Below are 18,941 nucleotides of genomic sequence, written 5' to 3'. Positions count from 1 at the left end.
TTGCAGAACAGGGGAAGTACGGCATGGCATAAGGCCAATGAAAGGGAAAGGAATATGAACACCTTTGGAAGGGCAGCCGGTAATGGGAATCCCTCTTCAAAGGCTGCAAAAAATAACGGCAAATAAGTCTCCCCGCCTGGACATAGCTACCGGCCAGCGCCGTAAGGCGCTGGCCGGTAGCTATGGGCTTTTAGCCCTGTGTAAACCACACATTCGACAGGTGGTTTTGATGGTCTATCATAAATATGGATTTCAAGCGGTTGGAGTGATCGGTCCTGTTTCCTCAGTGGAATCCCCTATGTACTCTCCCTCAGCGGAAGCCACCGGGCCGCCGCCAATCTGCATGGTGGGCCCTGTCACGGTGACGGTGCAGCTCACAGATTGGCCCGTTGGAGTAGTAGCCGAAATTACTGTATCGCCAGCACTCATACCCAATACGAAGCCACCTTGGTCAACGGATGCAACCGCCGGGTTGCTGGAGCGCCAAGTCAAGGTTGGAACTGCCTGGCCGGTTGTAGAAGAGACATTTAAAATAATGGCAGTACCTGTGGAAAGGTTTGCAAAAATACGGTTCATAGAAAGGCCCGCAGCGACCGAAGTACCGGAGCTCCCCTGCGCATATGCGTTCACCGCGTCCGCTAAACTTTTAGCCATGGTGTTGATATTGCTCTTAATCCATGTGACGTCCTGCGCGTTATCGTGGAAAGCAGTTTCAATCAATGCATGGGGCATCGTAGGCAGGTACATCTCCATCAGCGCGTCGTTGTAGGCGAGCTTGATGTTGGATTTGTCTGGATAATTAAAATTCGATTGCAAAACTTTTGCAAAACGTAGGCTTTCCGAGCTCTTTGTATAATAGTAAATACGCGTGCCGCGGGTATTGCCGTTGGCAGCGTTGGAGTGGATCGCCAAATAGAGGTCGCATCCGGTATTTTTGGCTTCGTTCGCACGGTTGGTCAGGAAAGCTTTTTGGGTGGAAGAGGACCCCGTTTGCGCACCTGGCAGGACGTAGTCAATGCCGTAACTCTGCAAGTAGGGGATCATAGCGGTGGCAACCTGCCGCATATAGTATTCCTCGCTGCCGCTGCCGTCGCAATAGGGATTCCAAGGCTGGGCAGACGGGCTTAGGTAGACCTTAAAGCGGCCGTTGGGACCATCGTATTGCTGGGTTGCGATGGTACGCTCCTGTGTAGGCTCTGCTGCCGCGGCCGCAGCGCTGCACAAAGATGCGGAAAACAGGCAGACGGTCAGGCCCAGGGCAACTGCGGAAACAAGTTTTTTCAGTATTCGGTTCATCTTTCTTTCGCTCCATCCTCTCTTTAACACATCGGGTTGTTGAACAGTTCCAATTATATTACAAAAATTCTTTCAATACAACAGAAATTTTGTGATTATGTAAAGCAATTGCATTTCCAACGCCAATCAGGTATACTGTAAAAAAATGGATTTTCAGACGGTTTTTTCCGAAGAAAACCGGTCTGTATTTTTGAGAATGGTGGGATGAATGATGATCGGTATTATTGGTGCAATGGCGATTGAAGTAGAAGAAATTCTTGCAAAACTGGAACATCCACAGACGGAAACCATCAGTGGAATGGACTTTGTGCGCGGCGCCATCCAAGGGGTAGAGTGCGTTGTAGCGCGCTGTAATGTTGGGAAGGTCAATGCGGCGATCTGTGCGCAGACGATGATCCTGCGCTATGCGCCCAGCCGGATTATCAACAGCGGCGTTGCCGGCGGAATCGGCGCGGATGTCAAGATCGGGGACCTGGTCCTAGCGGACGGTGCCATTCAGCACGATGTGGATACCACCCAGATCGGCGACCAGATTGGCATGGTATCCGGAATCAACTTGGTTGTCATCCCCACCTCCTCTGAAATGAATCGGGTGCTTGCCGAGGCTGCGAGACGCTGCGCGTACCAGGGAAACGTCCACATTGGGCGGATCGCCTCCGGGGACCAATTTATCAGCAGTGCAGAAAAACTTCATTGGATCGCCTCCACCTTTGGGGCGGTTGCCTGTGAGATGGAGAGCGGAAGTATTGCGCAGGTGTGCTATATCAATGGAACCGAATACACAGCGGTGCGCTGTATTTCCGACAATGCGGATAGCAACGCGGGCGTGGACTATGAGCAATTTTCCACCTTTGCCGCGCATCAGACAACCGAATTGCTTTGCACGGCGCTGCCAATGTTGGAAAATATATAGGAATCGAGCAAGCAGAAATCCCCTACCCATAAAACAAAAGAAACGGACCAGATCTTTCAAAAGATTTCAAAAGATTACAAAAAGTGACAGGGAAAAGGAGGCGGCAGGATATGAAGGTCATCGACATTTCGCGGGAGCTATTTTCTACACCGGTTTATCCGGGGGACCCAGAGCCTCGCCGTGAACTGGTGCGGCGCATGGAGCTGGGGGATTCATACAATCTCTCCGGGTTCTATACCGGGTGCCATTCTGCCACCCACGTGGATGCCCCCCGCCATTTTATCAACGACGGAAAGACGGTGGACGAGCTGGACCTGTCCCGGTTTATGGGGCGCTGCACAGTTGTGTCAGCACACGGGATTGTCACGGGGGCCGACATCGACCGTATCATGCCCTATTGCGAAAAGATCCTATTGTTCAAGGGCGGAGGGGAGGCTTACCTCTCCACAAGCGCTGCATTTGCCTTAGCTGCCGCCGGCGTGACGTTGGTTGGGACGGATGCCTGGAGCATCGGCGCGCCGCATGAGGAGGCGGGGCCGCATGTTGAACTCCTGGGTGCAGATATTCCCATTTTGGAGGGGTTGTGCCTGTCCCATGTGAAGGAGGGTACCTATACGTTGGTGGCGTTCCCACTCTACTTGAAGGGGGCGGAAGCCTCCCCTCTCCGGGCAGTGTTGTTGGCGGAAGACGGCGAAGCGGATTAAATTTTGAAAATCAAACGGCGCGGCTCTGCTAAAAGCAGGGCCGCGCCAGTCTGTTTATAGGGGATGTTTGCTCATTTATAATAGCGGATGCTTGCGACGACTTTTCCGATCACGGTGACGTCGGTCGCATAGATGGGTTCATACTCCGGGTTATCGGGCTGCAAGCGGATGCGGTCGGGCTCCCGATACAGATATTTGACCGTCGCCTCATCCTCGATCAGGGCGACGACCATCTCCCCGTCCTCCGCTGTGGATACTTTGCGGGCAATCACAAGGTCGCCGTCCAGGATGCCGGCGCATTTCATGCTTTCCCCGCGCACGCGCAGTGCAAAGTAGTCGTCGGCATTTTGGTTGGGCGGGCAGAAGGGGACATAGCCCTCCACCTCTTCCACTGCGAGGATGGGTTGCCCCGCAGCCACACGGCCAACGACCGGCACCTGTACAGTGGGCTGCTCCCCCACAAGATGGATGGCGCGGTTGAGGCCGGCGTCGCGGCTGATATATCCCTCGCGTTCCAGTGTCTTCAGGTGCGCGTGGACGCTGGACGTGGATTTCAGGCCGGTCGCTTTGCAGATTTCCCGAACGGTCGGAGGAAGGCCGCCCTGTGCCCGGCTTTTTAAATAGTCGTATACTTTCTTTTGGCTTTCTGTCAACATATCGCATCCTCACTTTCCTGGTGGTGGTTTTTGATCCATTTCCGGAGCCATTCGGAAGAGCATGTTAGAAAAATAGATGGGCGCCTGCGAAGGCTTCTATCCATTGCCCCTTTATTATAGAGAAAGGCGGTACACATCTATGAAAATGGTTATTTTAATAATTCCATTATAACACAGGCGGTCAAAAAATGTAAACGTTTGTTTGTGAAACTTTCGAGGGGTTTCTTCCCAAAGCGTCCCTTTTTGGCAATTTCTACGGAAATTCGTTCAAAAAATCTACTGAAATAGTTTAAAGAATATTCATAGCATCGTAACAACTCAAATCGGTAAAGTGAGTATAATAAGAACCGTAATCAAGCAATGGAGCCGCACCAGAACTTGATACATGTTCTACCCTCCTCAATATACCCCTCAAGCTAAGAAGAAAGACCGAATCCGTAAGGGTTCGGTCTTTTTTCATTTGTTGTGTACGGTTCCTATTTTTGCAGCTGCCGCATATTCCCCGAAATAGGTGGCAAAAATAGACTCGGAGGTGCAACGAATGACTAACAACCACTATCAGAAGAACCATTCATCCGGAGGGGCTTCCAAAGGCTTTTACATTGCTCTGGGCGTCTGTTTAATTGCAATCGGTGTGGCCGCCTGGACGACGTATGATAGCGTTATCAACTATGCGACGCCGGAGGAGGAACCATCCAGCAGCCAAACAACGGCCTATCCAGCGAATGAAGCGGTGAGCGGCGTGTTGGAGGTCCCTGGAAGCAGCTCGCCGGGCACAACATCTTCCACACCATCCGCACCGCCGAGCACATCCCCCAGCAGCCAGGCGCCGCAATCCAAAGCGCCGGTTTCCTCGGAAGAGCCCGCCGTAAAGACCACGACGGTTCCATTGTCTTTTTCGTATCCGGTCGATGGAACGGTTGTGCAAAAATTTAGCATCGACAATCTAATCTATTCTAAAACGATGAAAGACTGGCGCGCGCATGCGGGGGTGGATTTCGCTGCGGAATTGGGCACGGAAGTGAAAGCGATCGCCGATGGGACCGTGAAAAACGCCTACCACGACGACCTATTTGGGAATGTCGTATATATCGAGCACGGCGAGACCGGCGGATGCTACTGTGGCCTGGAAACGATGGACGTGAAAGCCGGCGATACGGTCAAGGCCGGTCAAAAAATCGGGACGGTTGGGACAACCCCTTGTGAGAGCGCTGACGACCCACATCTACATTTTGCGGTTAAGAAGTCCGGCAAGTGGATTGACCCCCTCACAATCTTTGAATAGGCGCCCTCGGCAACGTTTAGGGGCATAAAAAGCAGAGTCAAGAGAGGAATCTTTTGACTCTGCTTTTTTGATCTCTGCCTGTAAAGTTTAGAATATATTCATAAAAATTACAAGAATGTTGCTGGAAATATTATTAATTTCGTGGTACACTATATACGAAATGAAAAGGCCCCTTCTTTTCGGTGAAGTGCGTTTCAATTGATGTAACGGGGTGGAGATTAAATTGGATGCGAGTTGTCCGTTCGGGTGAATCCTTAACAGTTTATTCATGAAATAGACACCGAACGTTACCATACCCAGCGGAAATTTTACTATACTTAAATAGACGGGGAAAGAGAACAGACAGGTTTGTATAGCCCGGTTCCCCACGGGCATACGGAATGAGACTGGTAGAAAGGAGGTACATTCGTGAACAGCAGAGGAGCGGTTCTGGTTTGTGTTACAGGCCAGCGCGATTGTGACAGATTGATTAAAGCAGGGAAGCGGATTGCAGAAGAGCGGTCGGTTCCACTGCATGTATTGTGTGTACAGCCGACTTCGGCGGGGTTCGATGCCGACTGTGAGGAGTTGGAGTATCTGCGGCAGACATCGCGCGACGTGCAGGCAGAAATGTCCGTCTATTTTCATGATGACGCAGCGTTGTTGGCAGTCGGGTTTGTAAAACAAATAGGAGCGACTCATATTGTGACGGGAATGGCGGAAGCCCCCGTTAATGGATTTGTGGAAGTCCTTCATAAGCTTTTGCCCCAAATCCCCATTTCCATGGTGGCAAAAGACGGCATCATATATAATATCTGCCCGACAAACAGAAAGGCAGTGCCCGCCAGAATGATGAATGCATAAGCTGGCGGCTGTTCCAGGGGTCCTGGCCTTGTGCCAGGACCCCTTTTTGCTCCCTCTAGATGGCAATTTACATCTCTTAAATTAGCAAGATGGAATTTTGCTTGTCTGCTTGCCATTTCATGGCCAATGCCGTACAATAGACACATCCCTGTGAAATCCGAAGAAAGGAGGGGGATACACAGATGCTCAAAGAAAACCAACGGATTTTTAATGTGACCATGGTGGTGCTGGATGCATGCATCTGCCTGATTTCTATGGTCCTGGCCTTTGTGATCCGTTTTAACGTGTTGGATGGTGGCCATGACCGCATTGGAATCGTCTACTATTTGAGGCTGATGGTCCTGGTAATCCCGTTTTATTTTTTATTGTATCAATATTTTGGCCTGCACGATTCCTTCCGAAGCAAAGCGCTTGTGTCGGAGATCGGAAAAATTGTTCAGGCGAATATGGTTGGTTCGATCTTTATCTTTGTGTTGGTCTTCTTTTTGAAGGAGGTCAACGTTTCCCGAATGGTCGTTGTGCTGTTCGCGGGGATGAATACCCTGTTCGGCTCCATCGAACGGGTGGCGATCCGGAAAATCCTGCGGCGCTTGCGCGAAAAGGGATATAACCTGAAGCAGCTCCTGATCGTCGGCTGGAACCAGGCGTCCGGAGAATTTTACGATAAGATCATGCTGAACCGCAGTCTGGGATACGACGTCTGCGGCTATCTGAGCGGGCAACCGGAAAATGTGGGGAAACGCAACCTTCCCTATCGGGGGACGTTCCAGGACCTTTCCAACCTTTTGGAAAATAAGGAGATCGACGAGGTGGTTATCTCGCTCGATTACGATGAATTCCCGGAGTTGGAGGAGATCATCGATACCTGCGAAAGGGAAGGGGTCAAATCCAGCCTGCTCCCCTTCTATACGAAATTCTTGCCCACCAGGCCGTATATCGACGTGGTGGAAGGCATGCCGCTCATCAACTTGCGCCGCGTGCCATTGGACAATTTGGTAAACGGCTTTTTAAAGCGGAGCTTTGATATTGTGGCTTCACTTTTGGGCCTGGTCCTTCTGTCCCCCGTCTTTTTGGGGGTGGCGATCGGCGTGAAATGTTCGTCCCCCGGTCCGGTGATCTACCGCCAGACACGCATCGGCCGCCGCAAGAGGGAATTTACTATGTATAAGTTCCGTTCCATGAGTACGGAGAACAATGCGGATATGACCACATGGGGAACCCGCAACGACGGACGCCGGACCGGGTTTGGGGCCTTTTTGCGCAAGTACAGCCTGGACGAGCTGCCGCAGCTCTGGAATGTGCTAAAAGGGGATATGAGCCTAGTAGGGCCGAGGCCCGAACGCCCGTATTTTGTAGAAAAGTTCCGGGAGGAGATCCCCCTGTATATGATGAAGCACCTTGTCCGCCCCGGGATTACGGGATGGGCCCAGGTCAATGGCTGGCGTGGGGATACCTCCATTGAAGAACGGATCAAATGTGACATTTATTACATTGAAAACTGGACCTTCCTTTTGGACATCAAGATCTTGTTCCTAACCATATTTAAAGGAATTGTGAACAAAAGCGAAGATCTCTGAAAAGGAAGGGATTCTGTGCTATAATGATTCCATAAATGCCTGTGAAAACGAAGATTTCCGCGTGGATAGAGCGTTGCGGCTACCCCAAAGCAGCGGGGACTGCCGTATTGCCGTTTGGCGGAAGGGTGTGGAAATAGGGAGGAGACAGCTTTGCTGCCGTATGTTTTGCTGTTGCTGTTTCTTGTTGTGTCTGGATTCCTCTTATGCGAACGGAATCCAAGCAGGAGGAAAGACGCGATTTACTTGGGGATCGCTTCCTTGGGGTTGATTCTCTTTGCTGCATTCCGCGGGGAGACGGTTGGCATTGACTATCCGATGTATCAGACATACTTTGAACAGATGCATCGGGAGGGATGGCAATTTTTGACCGGGCCACAGAATGAATACCGCATGGAGTTCGGCTTTAGCTTTCTCAACTTTGCGATTTCCCGGTTTACCGGGGATGTCCACGTCTTTATGGCGGTTGCGGCAACGATCCTGGTGCTATTGGCGGCCATTGCCATCTATCGGGATTGTTCCATTCCCTGGGTGGGGATGTTTATCTTTGTAAGTTTCCATTTTTTCGGCAATTCCATGAGTTTTATCCGGCAGTCCTTCGCCATTGGGATTTTCTTATTCGCCATTCGCTATCTCAAGGAAAAGCGTTTTGTGCCATATCTGTTGATCGTATTGCTGGCGGCGACGTTCCACAAGTCCGTCCTGCTGCTGATTCCCTTCTATTTTTTGGCGCAGGTTCCCATTTGTTGGAAAACCCTTGCGGTGTATGGGACAGGGACGATTCTAATTATGGCCTTCTTCTGGCCGATTTTCGAATTTATCACCCAATTTGTTTACCAGTTCTATGCAACGGAGGAAGGGCTTTATTTCCTGCGTGGGCGCGATTGGCAGACCGCGTTTATCCCCGTATCCTTGGCGGTTGTGGCCCTTTTGTTGAAAGGCCACCTACTGCGGCAGAACCCACAGAATGGGGCGCTGGTCCATCTGGCGGTATGCACGGGTTTGCTCTTTATTTTAACTTGCCAACATTATATTTTTCAGCGGATTGGAAATATTTTCTTTGCCGGCGCGATTTTTTTGCTCCCCGAGCTCCTTAAAGGGATCCGGATCGAACCCGCTGCGGACGAGGACTTGGAGCAGCGGAGGTTCCAGATGCGGTCCGAACGGAAGCAGCAGATGCGGGAGCGCCGGAAGAGGAAGAGTGTGGAGAACTGGCACCGGCAATATTATTATTACAGCCTCGGCGTTACGCTCTTTTTTGGCACCCTATATTATATCTGGTTCCTGCTGCAGAACCGCATCAATCTGATTCCCTATGTGACCTTTTTTTAAAGAGGATATTTGTGCTTAGAGGCGCAATATAAAACGATAAGAAAGAGGGCGACTATATGTGGGCATATGCCATCATTGTATTTAGCATCTTAATTCTTGGCCTGCTTTTGGGGGAATGGAAACCGAGCCGGAAAAAGGAGATTTTATACCTTTGTATTTCCTCGGTGATCCTAATTGTTTTTTCTTCTATCCGGGCGACCAACGTGGGGATTGATTATTTCCAGTTTTATGTGCCGTTTTTTGAGAATGTCCACAGCGGCGGTTGGGGGTATTTAATCAGCGATGCGAACACCTACCGGTCTGAATTTGGGTTCAGCCTGTTGACATATCTGATTTCCTTTGTTACGGGAAACCCCTTTGTTTATGCGGCGGTGATCGCTGTTTTTATGGTCGGCCTGACCGCGCTAGTGCTCTATCGGGACTGCCCGAAACCGTGGGTTGGGATGTTCATTTTTGTCGCCTTCAACTTCTTTGGGAACACGCTGAGCTATCTCCGCCAGTCTTTGGCAATCGCTATTTTCCTATTTGCCATTCGCTATATCAAGGAAAAGCGGATCGTCCCATACATGTTGCTGGTTTTGTTGGCGGCGAGCTTTCACAATTCCCTGCTGCTGGTGATCCCCATCTATTTCCTGGCGCAGATTCCGGTCAACCGGGTTTCTATGGGCGTCTATGCGGGCGTTACGGTTCTGGTACTGATCTTTTCCTGGCAGCTCTTTGACCTGGTCACGCAGTTTGTCTATCAATATTATGCGACTGAGCAGAACCTCTACTTTATGAATGGCCGCGACTTCATGACGGGATTTGTGCCAGTTTTGGCCATGGTGATGATCATCGGCTTCAAAAAACTGTTGCTCAAACAAAATCCAAGGAATGTGGTTTTGGTCAATCTTGCCATGTATGCAGGGATCTTTTTCATCTTGACCTGGAAGCATTTCCTGTTCCAGCGGATTGGCAATATCTTCTTTACCGCTGCGATTTTGTATATCCCGGAGCTGTTGGCTGCCTTGCAATCCACCGCCACCGAAGAAGAGAAAGAAAAACGCTTTCTGGCGGGCAAAGGTAGCTGGCGCAATTATGGTTATTACTATGGTTTGGCGGCTGTCATGGCCTTTGGGTTGATCTATTACTTCTGGTTCATCCAGCAAAACCGCATCAACCTCTTGCCGTTCTATACCGTCTTCCAGGAGATCCAGGTGAGCGCTCTGCGCGTACAGGCGATTACGACGACCATCCTGAATACTTTGGTGCAAACCTTTGGATAATAAGAAGGAGACGCTCTTTTTACAGAACGTCTCCCGTTTCTTCTATGGACTTCTCAACCGAGCGCTACGTCTAAAATCATCATCACCAGGAAACCAAGCATGACGCCCGCCGTCCCTGGGTGGGAATGTTCGCCGAGGTGTGCTTCCGGAATAAGTTCCTCCACCACAACATAGATCATCGCGCCTGCGGCAAAGGAAAGGAACCAGGGCATCAATGGCGTCACCGAACCAGCGATTAAAACCGCCAATAGGCCGCCAATCGGTTCGACAATCCCGGAGAGCGCCCCGTATGCGAACGACCGGGTGGCCGACAAGCCTTCTTGCCGCAAGGGAAGGGAAATTGCTGCGCCCTCTGGAAAATTTTGAAGGCCCATTCCGAGGGCCAATGCCATTGCAGCCGCCAACGTCACCGGCGCGCCTTCCTGTGCGACAAGCGCAAAGGACAGGCCGACTGCCATGCCTTCGGGGATATTGTGCAGCGTCACGGCAAACACCAACATGGTCGTACGCTTTAGTGAGGAAGAAATCCCCTCCGGTTGGTCGCTGCCCGGGTGCAGATGGGGAAGGAGCCGGTCGAGCAGCATTAAAAACAGGCCCCCCAAGACAAAACCACCCGCTGCGGGAATCCATCCGATTTGCCCCTGCTCCTCTGCCATTTCAATCGAAGGGATCAGCAGGGACCATACGGAAGCGGCAATCATGACGCCGGCGGCAAATCCTAAGAAAATGCGCTGTAGATTTGCCTTTACCCCTTTGCGGAATAAAAAAACCATAGCTGCGCCCATAGCGGTACAGAGGAAGGTGAATCCCGTCCCGATCAAGGCCAGCCATGCGGGATGCAATCCTTGCATGGACGTCCTCCTTTTCCGACTCCCGATATATGGATTATAATCACGAGAATCGTTATTATGATTATAGAGGAGGAACGTTTGAAATGCAATGGAATTTTTCGCAGGCCCTCCCATCTGGTTCCATCGGAGGGAGGTTTCTACTTTTACCGGTTGGAATTGGGCACAGCGGCCAAGGAACCCTTTTTGTATTTCATCCTGGTGGCCATGCCGCCGCGGATATGCCGCTGCGCTTTGTTTACCTCTAGCACATTTTTTACTTCCCGATAGAGCTGTGGATCGACATATTTTAAACGCTGGGCGACATCTTTATGTACCGTGCTTTTGCTGACGCCAAACTTTTTGGCTGCTTTTCGGACTGTGGCCTTGTTTTCGATGATATATTCGCCGAGCTCGACAGCGCGCTCTTCAACGATGCCTTTCATGGTACGCCCCCCTGTTCTAGTTAGGGCATGTTCAGATTGCAAGCTCAAGACATGGAAAACGGTGCGGTTTTCGCTTGAACGCGCCCTATGCTACCAAATATATGTGGGGGGACCCGAGAATATGAAGGGGCCGTCCTCTGGCGGTTGTTCTGGGGTGCGGCCTATGATATAATTCTAAAGAATGAGCTTTACTGTTGGAGGGACAAAGAATGGATGCCCCAAAGGTCAGTGTGATTGTACCGGTTTACAACTGTGAGGACTATATTGCAAGGTGCATACAGTCCCTATTGGCGCAGACATTACGCGAAATAGAAATTATCGCGATCGACGATGGGTCAACGGACAAATCGGGTGCGATATTGGATCGATATGCTGAAAAAGACCAACGCCTTCGCGTATTTCATCAGAAAAACGGCGGGGTGTCCGCAGCACGGAATAAGGGGCTTCAATACGCGCAAGGAACCTATATCGGTTTTGTGGATGGGGACGACTATGTAGAACCTGATATGTACCAAGAGCTCTTGGCCACTGTCGATCATCGGGCAGAAGTCGCGATATGTGGTTACGACCTGCAATTTGTTGGACATCGGGAAACTCGGCCATGTCAAGGGGCGCCCCTGATCCGAATCACATCTCCATCGGATTTTTATATGCAATATTTTTGGAAGTCTCCAAATCTGTGGGATAAAATTTATTGCAGGCAGATGATCGAGCAAAGGCGGGTATTTTTTTCCGGTGATGTTGGAGAGGATCTTTTGTTTAACCTGGAACTGCTCCCCCATTTAAAGACCGCAGCGATTGTACAAAAGGTTTTATATCACTATGTACAGAGAAAAAACTCTATTATTCACAGAGGTAATTGGAAAATCCTGCGGCAAGGAGATCTTTTCGAAAACTATCTTGTGAAGTTCTGTGGGAAAGCATCTATGGAAGAGGAGCAGAGCCCTCTACTTTATATTTCTTTCTTCTCGGTGTTAACGGGTTATTTGTGCTCTGCGAAGACAGCTTCGAGGCCATTTGGCTCTCTAAAACATCATATTTATAAATTGACTTGGGACACACAATTATGTGCGATTTGCGAAAAAGCCATGCAGAGTGGGGAGTTGTATAAACTGAGAAAGAAATGTTTGATCACGCCAGCGTTTTACCAGATCGAAAAGTGGCTTTGTTTTTTGCTGAAGCACCGGATGGTCCGTGCTTCTTCAGCGGTTATTTGGATGATAAGCCGGTTGTATGTAAAAAGTCACTTGGAGGATGAAACAACACTTTTCGCATAGTGATCAAAAGGACTCGGTTGACGGCAAAGACCGATTTACCTCAAGCGTATGCTTCATTTCGGAATGGCAAAATTGATAGGGATTGGTAAATTGTGGGTCTGAAAGGAAGTGGCTATTCGCAGTGAAAACGTTATTATCTATTTGCAGATATTATGGTTTAAAGGGAACAGCCGCAAAAGTTTGGGAAAAATATGTTGTTGACCGAAAGCGCTTTCACACAGACGCGAAGACGGAAGTACCCACTTTTCCACCTTGTCCAGAGAGGGAACTTCCGGTTATAAAAGAGAGGGTTCAACCGTTCTGTATCTATTATTTGGTCCATTATTTTTATCCGAACCGGCAGGGCGGGACGGAGCGCTTTGTATTCAATATGGCGCGGGCCCAACAGGAAAAAGGGCACCGGGTAAAAGTTTTTACTCTGGGTACGGCAGATTGTAACGAGTACCCATTTTCAGTAGGAGATATCCTGTATCGGACCTTCCTCTTTGAAGGGCTTGAAGTGGTAGAGTTTCGCTATCGCAAGACACCTTATGGGTTGTTTTATAAACGCATCGATCCGAATGATCGATCCATGCATCGTTTTGCCATGTATTTTCTGAAGCAGGATTGTCCGGACATGGTGCATTGTGCCTATCCGCAGCCGATGGCGGCGTTTTTGCAGGCGTGTACAGAGCGTGAGATTCCCTATGTTGTGACATTGACGGACTTCAATATTTTCTGCCACTATGCTACAATGGTAGACCGGCAGGGACATTTTTGCCCCGGCTGTAAACAGGGACGGCGATGCGCAGCGGTATGCAAAACGAATACGGTTCCGGACTTTTCCCAGCGTTATAGATATGCAGCTGAACTTTTGCAAAAGGCTGCTGCTGTTTCCGTACCCTCCGAATTTGTGGCGTCCGTGGTTCATCAGGAATTTCCGGAGGTTGTGCCATATGTGATCCCGCATGGGATTGCACCCGAATTTTCTTTTTCCCGTGGGCCGGTCAATCGAGTCAAGGCTTTTGCGTATGTAGGCACCTTTTCGGAATTGAAAGGAATCCATATGCTCATTGCTGCTTTCCGACGCCTGTCTGGAGCTTATACATTGGAGCTGTATGGGACAGGAACGGATGCCTATGAACGGCAATTAAAGCAGCTAGCAGGAAACGATCAAAGGGTTCACTTTCGTGGGCCGGTTGCGTTTAAGCGCATGCCGGAGATTTACCGAACACACGATTGTATTGTTGTCCCCTCCCTGTGGTATGAGACGTATAATTTCGTGGTCCGTGAGGCAATCGCTACAGGATGCTTGGTGGTGGCTTCCCAGATGGGGGCAATGCCCGAAGCGATACAGGAGGGAAAAAATGGCTTCCTTTTTAAAGCGGGGGATGAAGACGCACTGCTGAATGCCTTGGAATGCGCCGCTCGTTTCTCCGGCGATGGTTTCCCGTCGAGGCAACCGTCTACGATAGAGGAAGCAAGCAAGTATGAAGCGATCTACAGGCAATATGTTCCTATAAAATAATGTATCAGAGATTTGGTGACGATCATGAAGCAGTTTTTAAAAAAGATTCTTCCTCCACCGACTGCTTCCTTCAATCGGGAAGTAGAGCATATCCTTACGGCAATGCAGTCGAATCATCAGGACTTATCCAAAATACATGAAGAAAATGTTAGACTTCAGAGGGAAATTGCTGCGTTAAAGCAAGAAGTATCGGACTTGAAAGGATCGAAAGCACGGCTTACGGAAGAAATACGGTTGCAGACAAATCAAACGAACCGAATGCTTGCAGAGCGCAAAACGGCAGAGGACACGTTGCTGAAGGACCTAAAAGGCAGGCAATCGGAAGTATTGTGGGGCGAAATTTTTCGGGATACCATTGTAAATAGCATTTGGCTGAAAGATAAGAGCTTTTCGCCAGGCCGTTGGGCGGCAGGTTATCCATTTTTATATGCGCTTTATCGTGTTTTGGACGAGGCGCGACCAAAGCGGATTTTGGAACTTGGATTGGGCCAGACGACTCGGATGATCGGCCAATATGCGTCGGCATTTGAAGATGTACAGCATATCGTTATTGAACACGATCCGGAATGGATTGCATTTTTCAAGAGAAGCTTTTCGTTTGGAGAACGTACAACTCTCTTACAATTGCCTCTGGAGGAAAGCGCGTATTTGGAAGATAACAAGGTCCTATCTTATAAGGGGTTTACAGATGCCTTAGAGGGAAAATCATTTGATCTAATTTCGATTGATGGCCCTTTTGGAGGGAATGCAAAAATATACTCGCGTGTGGATGTCTTGCGATTATTCCCGAACTGCCTGATGGACTCTTTTGCTGTGTTGTTGGATGATTTCGATCGTCTGGGAGAACGGCGGACTATGGCGAAAATGGAGCTGAATTTAAAGGATCATGGGATTGCCTATCATGTGGGTAGGTTCGTCGGACAGAAAGAGACGCGGATATTGACCTCAGAAAATTGGAAATTTTTGTGTTCGATGTAAATCGTACAATGATCATTAAGGAGATTTTTTCATGAAACAGAGTTGGGTTAATGTAGCGTTTATCTGTGATAGTGGTTATGTAATTCCTACAGTTGTGGCAATGCATTCGCTGATCCTTAATAAAAATATCAATACGAATTATCACATACATCTAATTGAAACGGATCTAGATCAATCAGCCATTACATTGTTTAAAGAACTGGAATGTGATGATGTGCGTATTCATATCGTTCATGCTTCTGTGGATTCATTAAAAAAGTTGCATACATTTGATAGCCATTCGCATTGTGTAGCTACGGTAGCAGCGTTACTAAAATTCTATCTCCCTACCTTATTGCCAGAATGTGAAAAGGTTTTGTATTTGGATGGAGATATCCTTGTATTAAAAGATTTATTCGACTTATATTCATATGATTTTTCTTTGAATCATGAATTAGCATGCGCTGTTATAGATAGTGGCAGTATATATTATAAGCATAAATATGTGCAGCAAGTTCAACACTATTTTAATTCAGGAGTAATGTTGCTGAACTTGGCGAGAATGAGAAACGAAAGTATCTCGGAAGTATTGGTTCAAAAAAAGCAGGAATTAAATGATTCATCATTAATGGATCAGAATGTGTTTAATTTGGTTTTTGATGGGCAAGTGCACTTGTTATCCATACAATATAATGTCTTATTAGTAAATCTTATACGAGCGAAAAAGAAGTATAAATTAGAGGATATCAATGTTACGTACGGAAGTAATTACTCTAGTTTAGGAGAAATCATAGAATTTGCATCTATTGTTCATTTTTCTTCGAAAGACAAGCCATGGAAATATCAGGATGTTCCATGGGCGGACGAATGGTACCATTATTTTCAAGGGTCACCGGTTGGAGATAAAGTTCTAGAAAGAAAATGCTTAGAAGATGAAAATCTACAAAATGAAGTAGCTGGGGAATATGGAACTTCTCGATTAAAAGGGCATACACCAAAAGTGTCAATTGTGATGCCTGTATATAATGTGGAAAGTTATTTGGAAGAGAGTTTACAAAGCATATTAAGCCAAACTTTCCAAGATATCGAAATTATTTGTGTAAACGACGGGTCCACAGATCGTTCAGAAGCGATACTGAAATCTATAGCCAAAAAAGATCTACGAGTTATCGTTATTAATCAGAGTAATCAAGGCCAATCTGCGGCAAGAAATGTGGGTGTTAAAACAGCACATGGAAAGTACATTTATTTTATGGATAGTGACGATAAGCTAGAGGAGAACGCTATAGAGATTTTATATCGAGAAGCGGAAAAGGAGGAGTTGGACTTATTGCTTTTCGATGGGACATCGTTTTATGAAACATCGGAACTTGAAAAACAATTTCCACAATATAAAACGTATTATAAGAGGACTTATAAGTATAAAAAGGTACGATTAGGTTGCGATCTATACGTTGAGATGGTTAGAAATGGTGATTTTAAAGTCTCTCCATGCCTTCAGTTCTTCAATAGGGATTTTTTGTTGAGAAACAATATATGCTATAAAAATGGAATTATTCATGAGGATAATTTATTTGCGTTTATAAGTATCTTACAAGCAAACCGAGCAGCGCATATACCGGATGTTTTATTTATTAGGAGAGTACACGAAAGCTCTACCATGACTACGGAAGTGGGATTTAAAAATTTTAAAGGATATTTTATATGTGCTATCTTGATGATGCAATTTTTAAGCAATCGATCGTTTAAAAGCGCTGTCGTTTTAGCAGCATCTCAACAGATAAGTTCTTATATAAAAACTGCACGTAATATTTATATGCAATTAACTAGGAAAGAACGGGCAGAAATACATGATTTATCTGAAGTAGAAAAGTTGTATTTTCAAAAACTGATCCAAGACGCTATTAACCCAACAGCTTATGTTGAAAGGAATAGTGGAAATACAGAAGCTATTTATCAAGAACTTCAATTCTATAAAAAAGAGCTGGAAAATGTAAAAAAATCGTTTTCTTTTAGAATTGGACGTTTTATTACTTTTATCCCCAGGAAGATTCGAGGGACAATCCGGTGTTATCGGGAACATGGACTTATGTATACGCTCCATTGTATTTTTTATGGTTCACCGTAATGGGGGTTAGACGATGGATACACCAAAGATATCGGTTATCATTCCTGTCTATAATGCGGAGAAATATTTAGAAAAGTGTTTGGATAGTATTTTGCAGCAAACCTTTAGGGAGATAGAAGTGATCTGTGTAGATGATGGTTCTCAGGATGCTTCAAAACAAATACTTCGGAGATATGCTTCCCAAGATGCACGTGTAATTGTTGTTGAGCAGAAAAATATGTATGCAGGAGTAGCTCGGAACCGAGGGATGGAGCTTGCAAAGGGAAAATATTTGATCTTTTTGGATGCGGACGATTTCTTTCACCCAGATATGTTGAGGAGGGCTTACGCATGCAGTGAACAATACAGGGCAGATATTACGATATTTAATGTAAAATGTTTTTCCGACCAAACAAAGATTACTTTTAAAGGAAAGTGGTTATATAATAAAGATTTAATACCGCAAAAGCAGCCTTTTTCAATGCATGATATATATTCTCAAATTTTTCAAATCACAACAGCGGCGCCGTGGAACAAATTGTTTAATAGGGAATTCATACAAAGGGAACAAATCCTTTTTCAGGGGACACGTAGTACAAACGACGTATATTTTGTAAATTTGGCGTTGGCACTTGCAGAGCGGATTGTCACGATTGACCGCTCTTTATTGTATTACCGCGTAGATACAAAAAATAATTTGCAAAACACACAAGAACAATCCCCCCTTGACTTTTATACAGCATGTAGAGCTTTAAAGAAGTCTTTAGAGCAGAGAAAGGCCTTTCAGAATGTAGAGCAAAGCTTTGTAAATTTTGCTTTAAGCTGTACAATGAATGCTCTACGAAAGGTAAAGAACGAAGAGAGCTTTCGGGATATATGCGAATGTTTTCGGAGAGAGATTGCTATGGAATTAGGCATCCATTCTCATATAGAGGATCGTGATTATTTTTACAACGATGAAGATTATAGAATTTTGATCCATTTATGTAACGCATCCATTCCTAGCAATAAGGATTCTATTTTTAATTTAACAGGGTCTAACAACCTTGATAAGAAGCCGTTACCCGGATTACGGAAGTGGCGAGGAATTCTTTTGTGTTTCTATCATCACGGATTGTTCTATACTTTAAATGAAGTATTAAAAACGTTAAAAAATAGATTAGGGTGAACGAACATGTTACAAAAAATGCGGAAATACCAGTTCCTCTTTGAGGAGCTGGTAAAAAGAGATTTTAAGAAAAAGTACAAACGCACCGTATTGGGGATGTTTTGGAGCGTCCTATCCCCTTTGCTGATGTTGTTGGTCATGAGTTTGGTTTTTACGCAGTTCTTTGGGCGGTCTACGCCCCATTATACGATTTATCTTTTTAGTGGACAGCTGGTATTTTCCTATTTTACCGATGCGACAAATAGTGGTATGTCCTCGTTGATGGACAATTCCACAATATTTTCAAAAATTAATGTACCCAAATACATGTTTTTATTGTCGAAAAACGTCTCGTCCTTCATCAATTTTTGTTTGACATTAGTCGTGTTCCTTCTCTTTGTGGCGATCGATGGGATTCCATTCCGTTGGACCTTCCTTTTGCTGCTCTACCCAATCGGATGCCTGGTTGTGTTCAATATCGGCATGGGACTTATCCTATCTGCGCTGTATATGGTTTTCAAAGATGTCAAATATCTCTATACGGTGGTTACACAGGTCATTATGTATTTTTCTGCAATCTTCTATAACATAGAAGCGTTTTCTCTGCACATCCGCTATTTGTTCTACCTAAATCCTATTTTTGTATACATCCGCTATTTCCGCAAGATTGTAATTGAAAACGATATCCCGGAGCCGAGTTTCCATCTATTGTGCGCCTTTTACGCGTTGGTTGTCTTATTGATCGGTGCATTCATCTATAAGAAATACAATTATAAGTTCCTGTATTATGTGTAAGGAGGCATTA

Annotated in this window: 17 protein-coding genes; 13 read left to right on the top strand and 4 right to left on the bottom strand. The window is 46.7% G+C overall.

Translation table 11 applies throughout. From position 1 onward, the window contains the following. Positions 1-252: 252 nt before the first annotated feature. Complete coding sequence (locus tag I2E77_RS02765) at positions 253-1,296, bottom strand: N-acetylmuramoyl-L-alanine amidase (RefSeq protein WP_087234019.1); 1,044 nt, start codon at positions 1,294-1,296, stop codon at positions 253-255. 211 nt (positions 1,297-1,507) lie between these two features. Here I2E77_RS02765 and I2E77_RS02760 point away from each other — a divergent pair, with 211 nt between their 5' ends. Both I2E77_RS02760 and I2E77_RS02755 read left to right on the top strand, forming a co-directional pair. Next, positions 1,508-2,209, top strand: a complete 702-nt coding sequence (locus tag I2E77_RS02760; RefSeq protein WP_191363150.1) for a 5'-methylthioadenosine/adenosylhomocysteine nucleosidase — start codon at positions 1,508-1,510, stop codon at positions 2,207-2,209. A 110-nt stretch (positions 2,210-2,319) separates the two neighbouring features. Continuing rightward, positions 2,320-2,913 (top strand): cyclase family protein, encoded by a 594-nt coding sequence (locus I2E77_RS02755; RefSeq protein WP_087234023.1) that lies wholly within the window; start codon positions 2,320-2,322, stop codon positions 2,911-2,913. Between the two features lie 71 nt (positions 2,914-2,984). On the opposite strand, the gene lexA is transcribed toward I2E77_RS02755, so the two are convergent. Then, positions 2,985-3,569 (bottom strand): transcriptional repressor LexA, encoded by a 585-nt coding sequence (lexA, locus tag I2E77_RS02750; RefSeq protein WP_087234025.1) that lies wholly within the window; start codon positions 3,567-3,569, stop codon positions 2,985-2,987. 541 nt (positions 3,570-4,110) lie between these two features. Between lexA and I2E77_RS02745 the strand changes: the two genes are divergently transcribed. The 5 genes from I2E77_RS02745 (at position 4,111) to I2E77_RS02725 (ending at position 9,868) form a co-directional block, all read left to right on the top strand. Beyond that, positions 4,111-4,854, top strand: a complete 744-nt coding sequence (locus tag I2E77_RS02745; RefSeq protein ID WP_087234027.1) for a M23 family metallopeptidase — start codon at positions 4,111-4,113, stop codon at positions 4,852-4,854. A 408-nt stretch (positions 4,855-5,262) separates the two neighbouring features. After that, on the top strand, positions 5,263-5,697 hold the full coding sequence (locus I2E77_RS02740; protein ID WP_087234029.1) for a hypothetical protein: 435 nt from the start codon (positions 5,263-5,265) through the stop codon (positions 5,695-5,697). 182 nt (positions 5,698-5,879) lie between these two features. Continuing rightward, the gene (locus tag I2E77_RS02735) at positions 5,880-7,274 is read left to right on the top strand and encodes an undecaprenyl-phosphate glucose phosphotransferase (protein ID WP_191363145.1); all 1,395 of its coding nucleotides are present in this window, start codon (positions 5,880-5,882) and stop codon (positions 7,272-7,274) included. A 150-nt stretch (positions 7,275-7,424) separates the two neighbouring features. Continuing rightward, complete coding sequence (locus I2E77_RS02730) at positions 7,425-8,603, top strand: EpsG family protein (protein ID WP_195450575.1); 1,179 nt, start codon at positions 7,425-7,427, stop codon at positions 8,601-8,603. A gap of 56 nt (positions 8,604-8,659) precedes the next feature. Beyond that, positions 8,660-9,868 carry an EpsG family protein gene (locus tag I2E77_RS02725; protein WP_191441311.1) on the top strand — a complete coding sequence of 403 codons (1,209 nt, stop codon included), beginning with the start codon at positions 8,660-8,662 and terminating at the stop codon, positions 9,866-9,868. Positions 9,869-9,921: 53 nt separating this feature from the next. On the opposite strand, the gene I2E77_RS02720 is transcribed toward I2E77_RS02725, so the two are convergent. Further along, entirely contained in the window at positions 9,922-10,719 is a 798-nt protein-coding gene (locus tag I2E77_RS02720) for a ZIP family metal transporter (protein ID WP_087234037.1), read from the bottom strand. A 143-nt stretch (positions 10,720-10,862) separates the two neighbouring features. Beyond that, positions 10,863-11,141, bottom strand: a complete 279-nt coding sequence (spoIIID, locus tag I2E77_RS02715) for a sporulation transcriptional regulator SpoIIID (RefSeq protein ID WP_087234039.1) — start codon at positions 11,139-11,141, stop codon at positions 10,863-10,865. 209 nt (positions 11,142-11,350) lie between these two features. Here spoIIID and I2E77_RS02710 point away from each other — a divergent pair, with 209 nt between their 5' ends. From I2E77_RS02710 to I2E77_RS02685, 6 genes are all read left to right on the top strand, one after another. After that, positions 11,351-12,418, top strand: a complete 1,068-nt coding sequence (locus I2E77_RS02710) for a glycosyltransferase family 2 protein (protein WP_195450574.1) — start codon at positions 11,351-11,353, stop codon at positions 12,416-12,418. Between the two features lie 121 nt (positions 12,419-12,539). Further along, positions 12,540-13,925, top strand: coding sequence for a glycosyltransferase (locus I2E77_RS02705; RefSeq protein ID WP_330608886.1), 1,386 nt, complete (start codon positions 12,540-12,542; stop codon positions 13,923-13,925). Positions 13,926-13,949: 24 nt separating this feature from the next. Continuing rightward, complete coding sequence (locus I2E77_RS02700; RefSeq protein ID WP_195450572.1) at positions 13,950-14,903, top strand: hypothetical protein; 954 nt, start codon at positions 13,950-13,952, stop codon at positions 14,901-14,903. 31 nt (positions 14,904-14,934) lie between these two features. Then, the gene (locus tag I2E77_RS02695; protein ID WP_191448560.1) at positions 14,935-17,010 is read left to right on the top strand and encodes a glycosyltransferase; all 2,076 of its coding nucleotides are present in this window, start codon (positions 14,935-14,937) and stop codon (positions 17,008-17,010) included. Positions 17,011-17,023: 13 nt separating this feature from the next. Then, positions 17,024-18,157, top strand: a complete 1,134-nt coding sequence (locus I2E77_RS02690; protein WP_087234045.1) for a glycosyltransferase family 2 protein — start codon at positions 17,024-17,026, stop codon at positions 18,155-18,157. Between the two features lie 6 nt (positions 18,158-18,163). Continuing rightward, positions 18,164-18,931 carry an ABC transporter permease gene (locus I2E77_RS02685; protein ID WP_087234047.1) on the top strand — a complete coding sequence of 256 codons (768 nt, stop codon included), beginning with the start codon at positions 18,164-18,166 and terminating at the stop codon, positions 18,929-18,931. Positions 18,932-18,941: the final 10 nt, after the last annotated feature.

It is taken from the genome of Anaeromassilibacillus sp. 1001302B_160321_C8 (genome assembly GCF_015554745.1).
Lineage (GTDB): Bacteria > Bacillota > Clostridia > Oscillospirales > Acutalibacteraceae > Anaeromassilibacillus > Anaeromassilibacillus stercoravium.
Note: the sequence above shows the minus strand (reverse complement) of the source record. Positions and strands in the feature narration are given on the sequence as shown.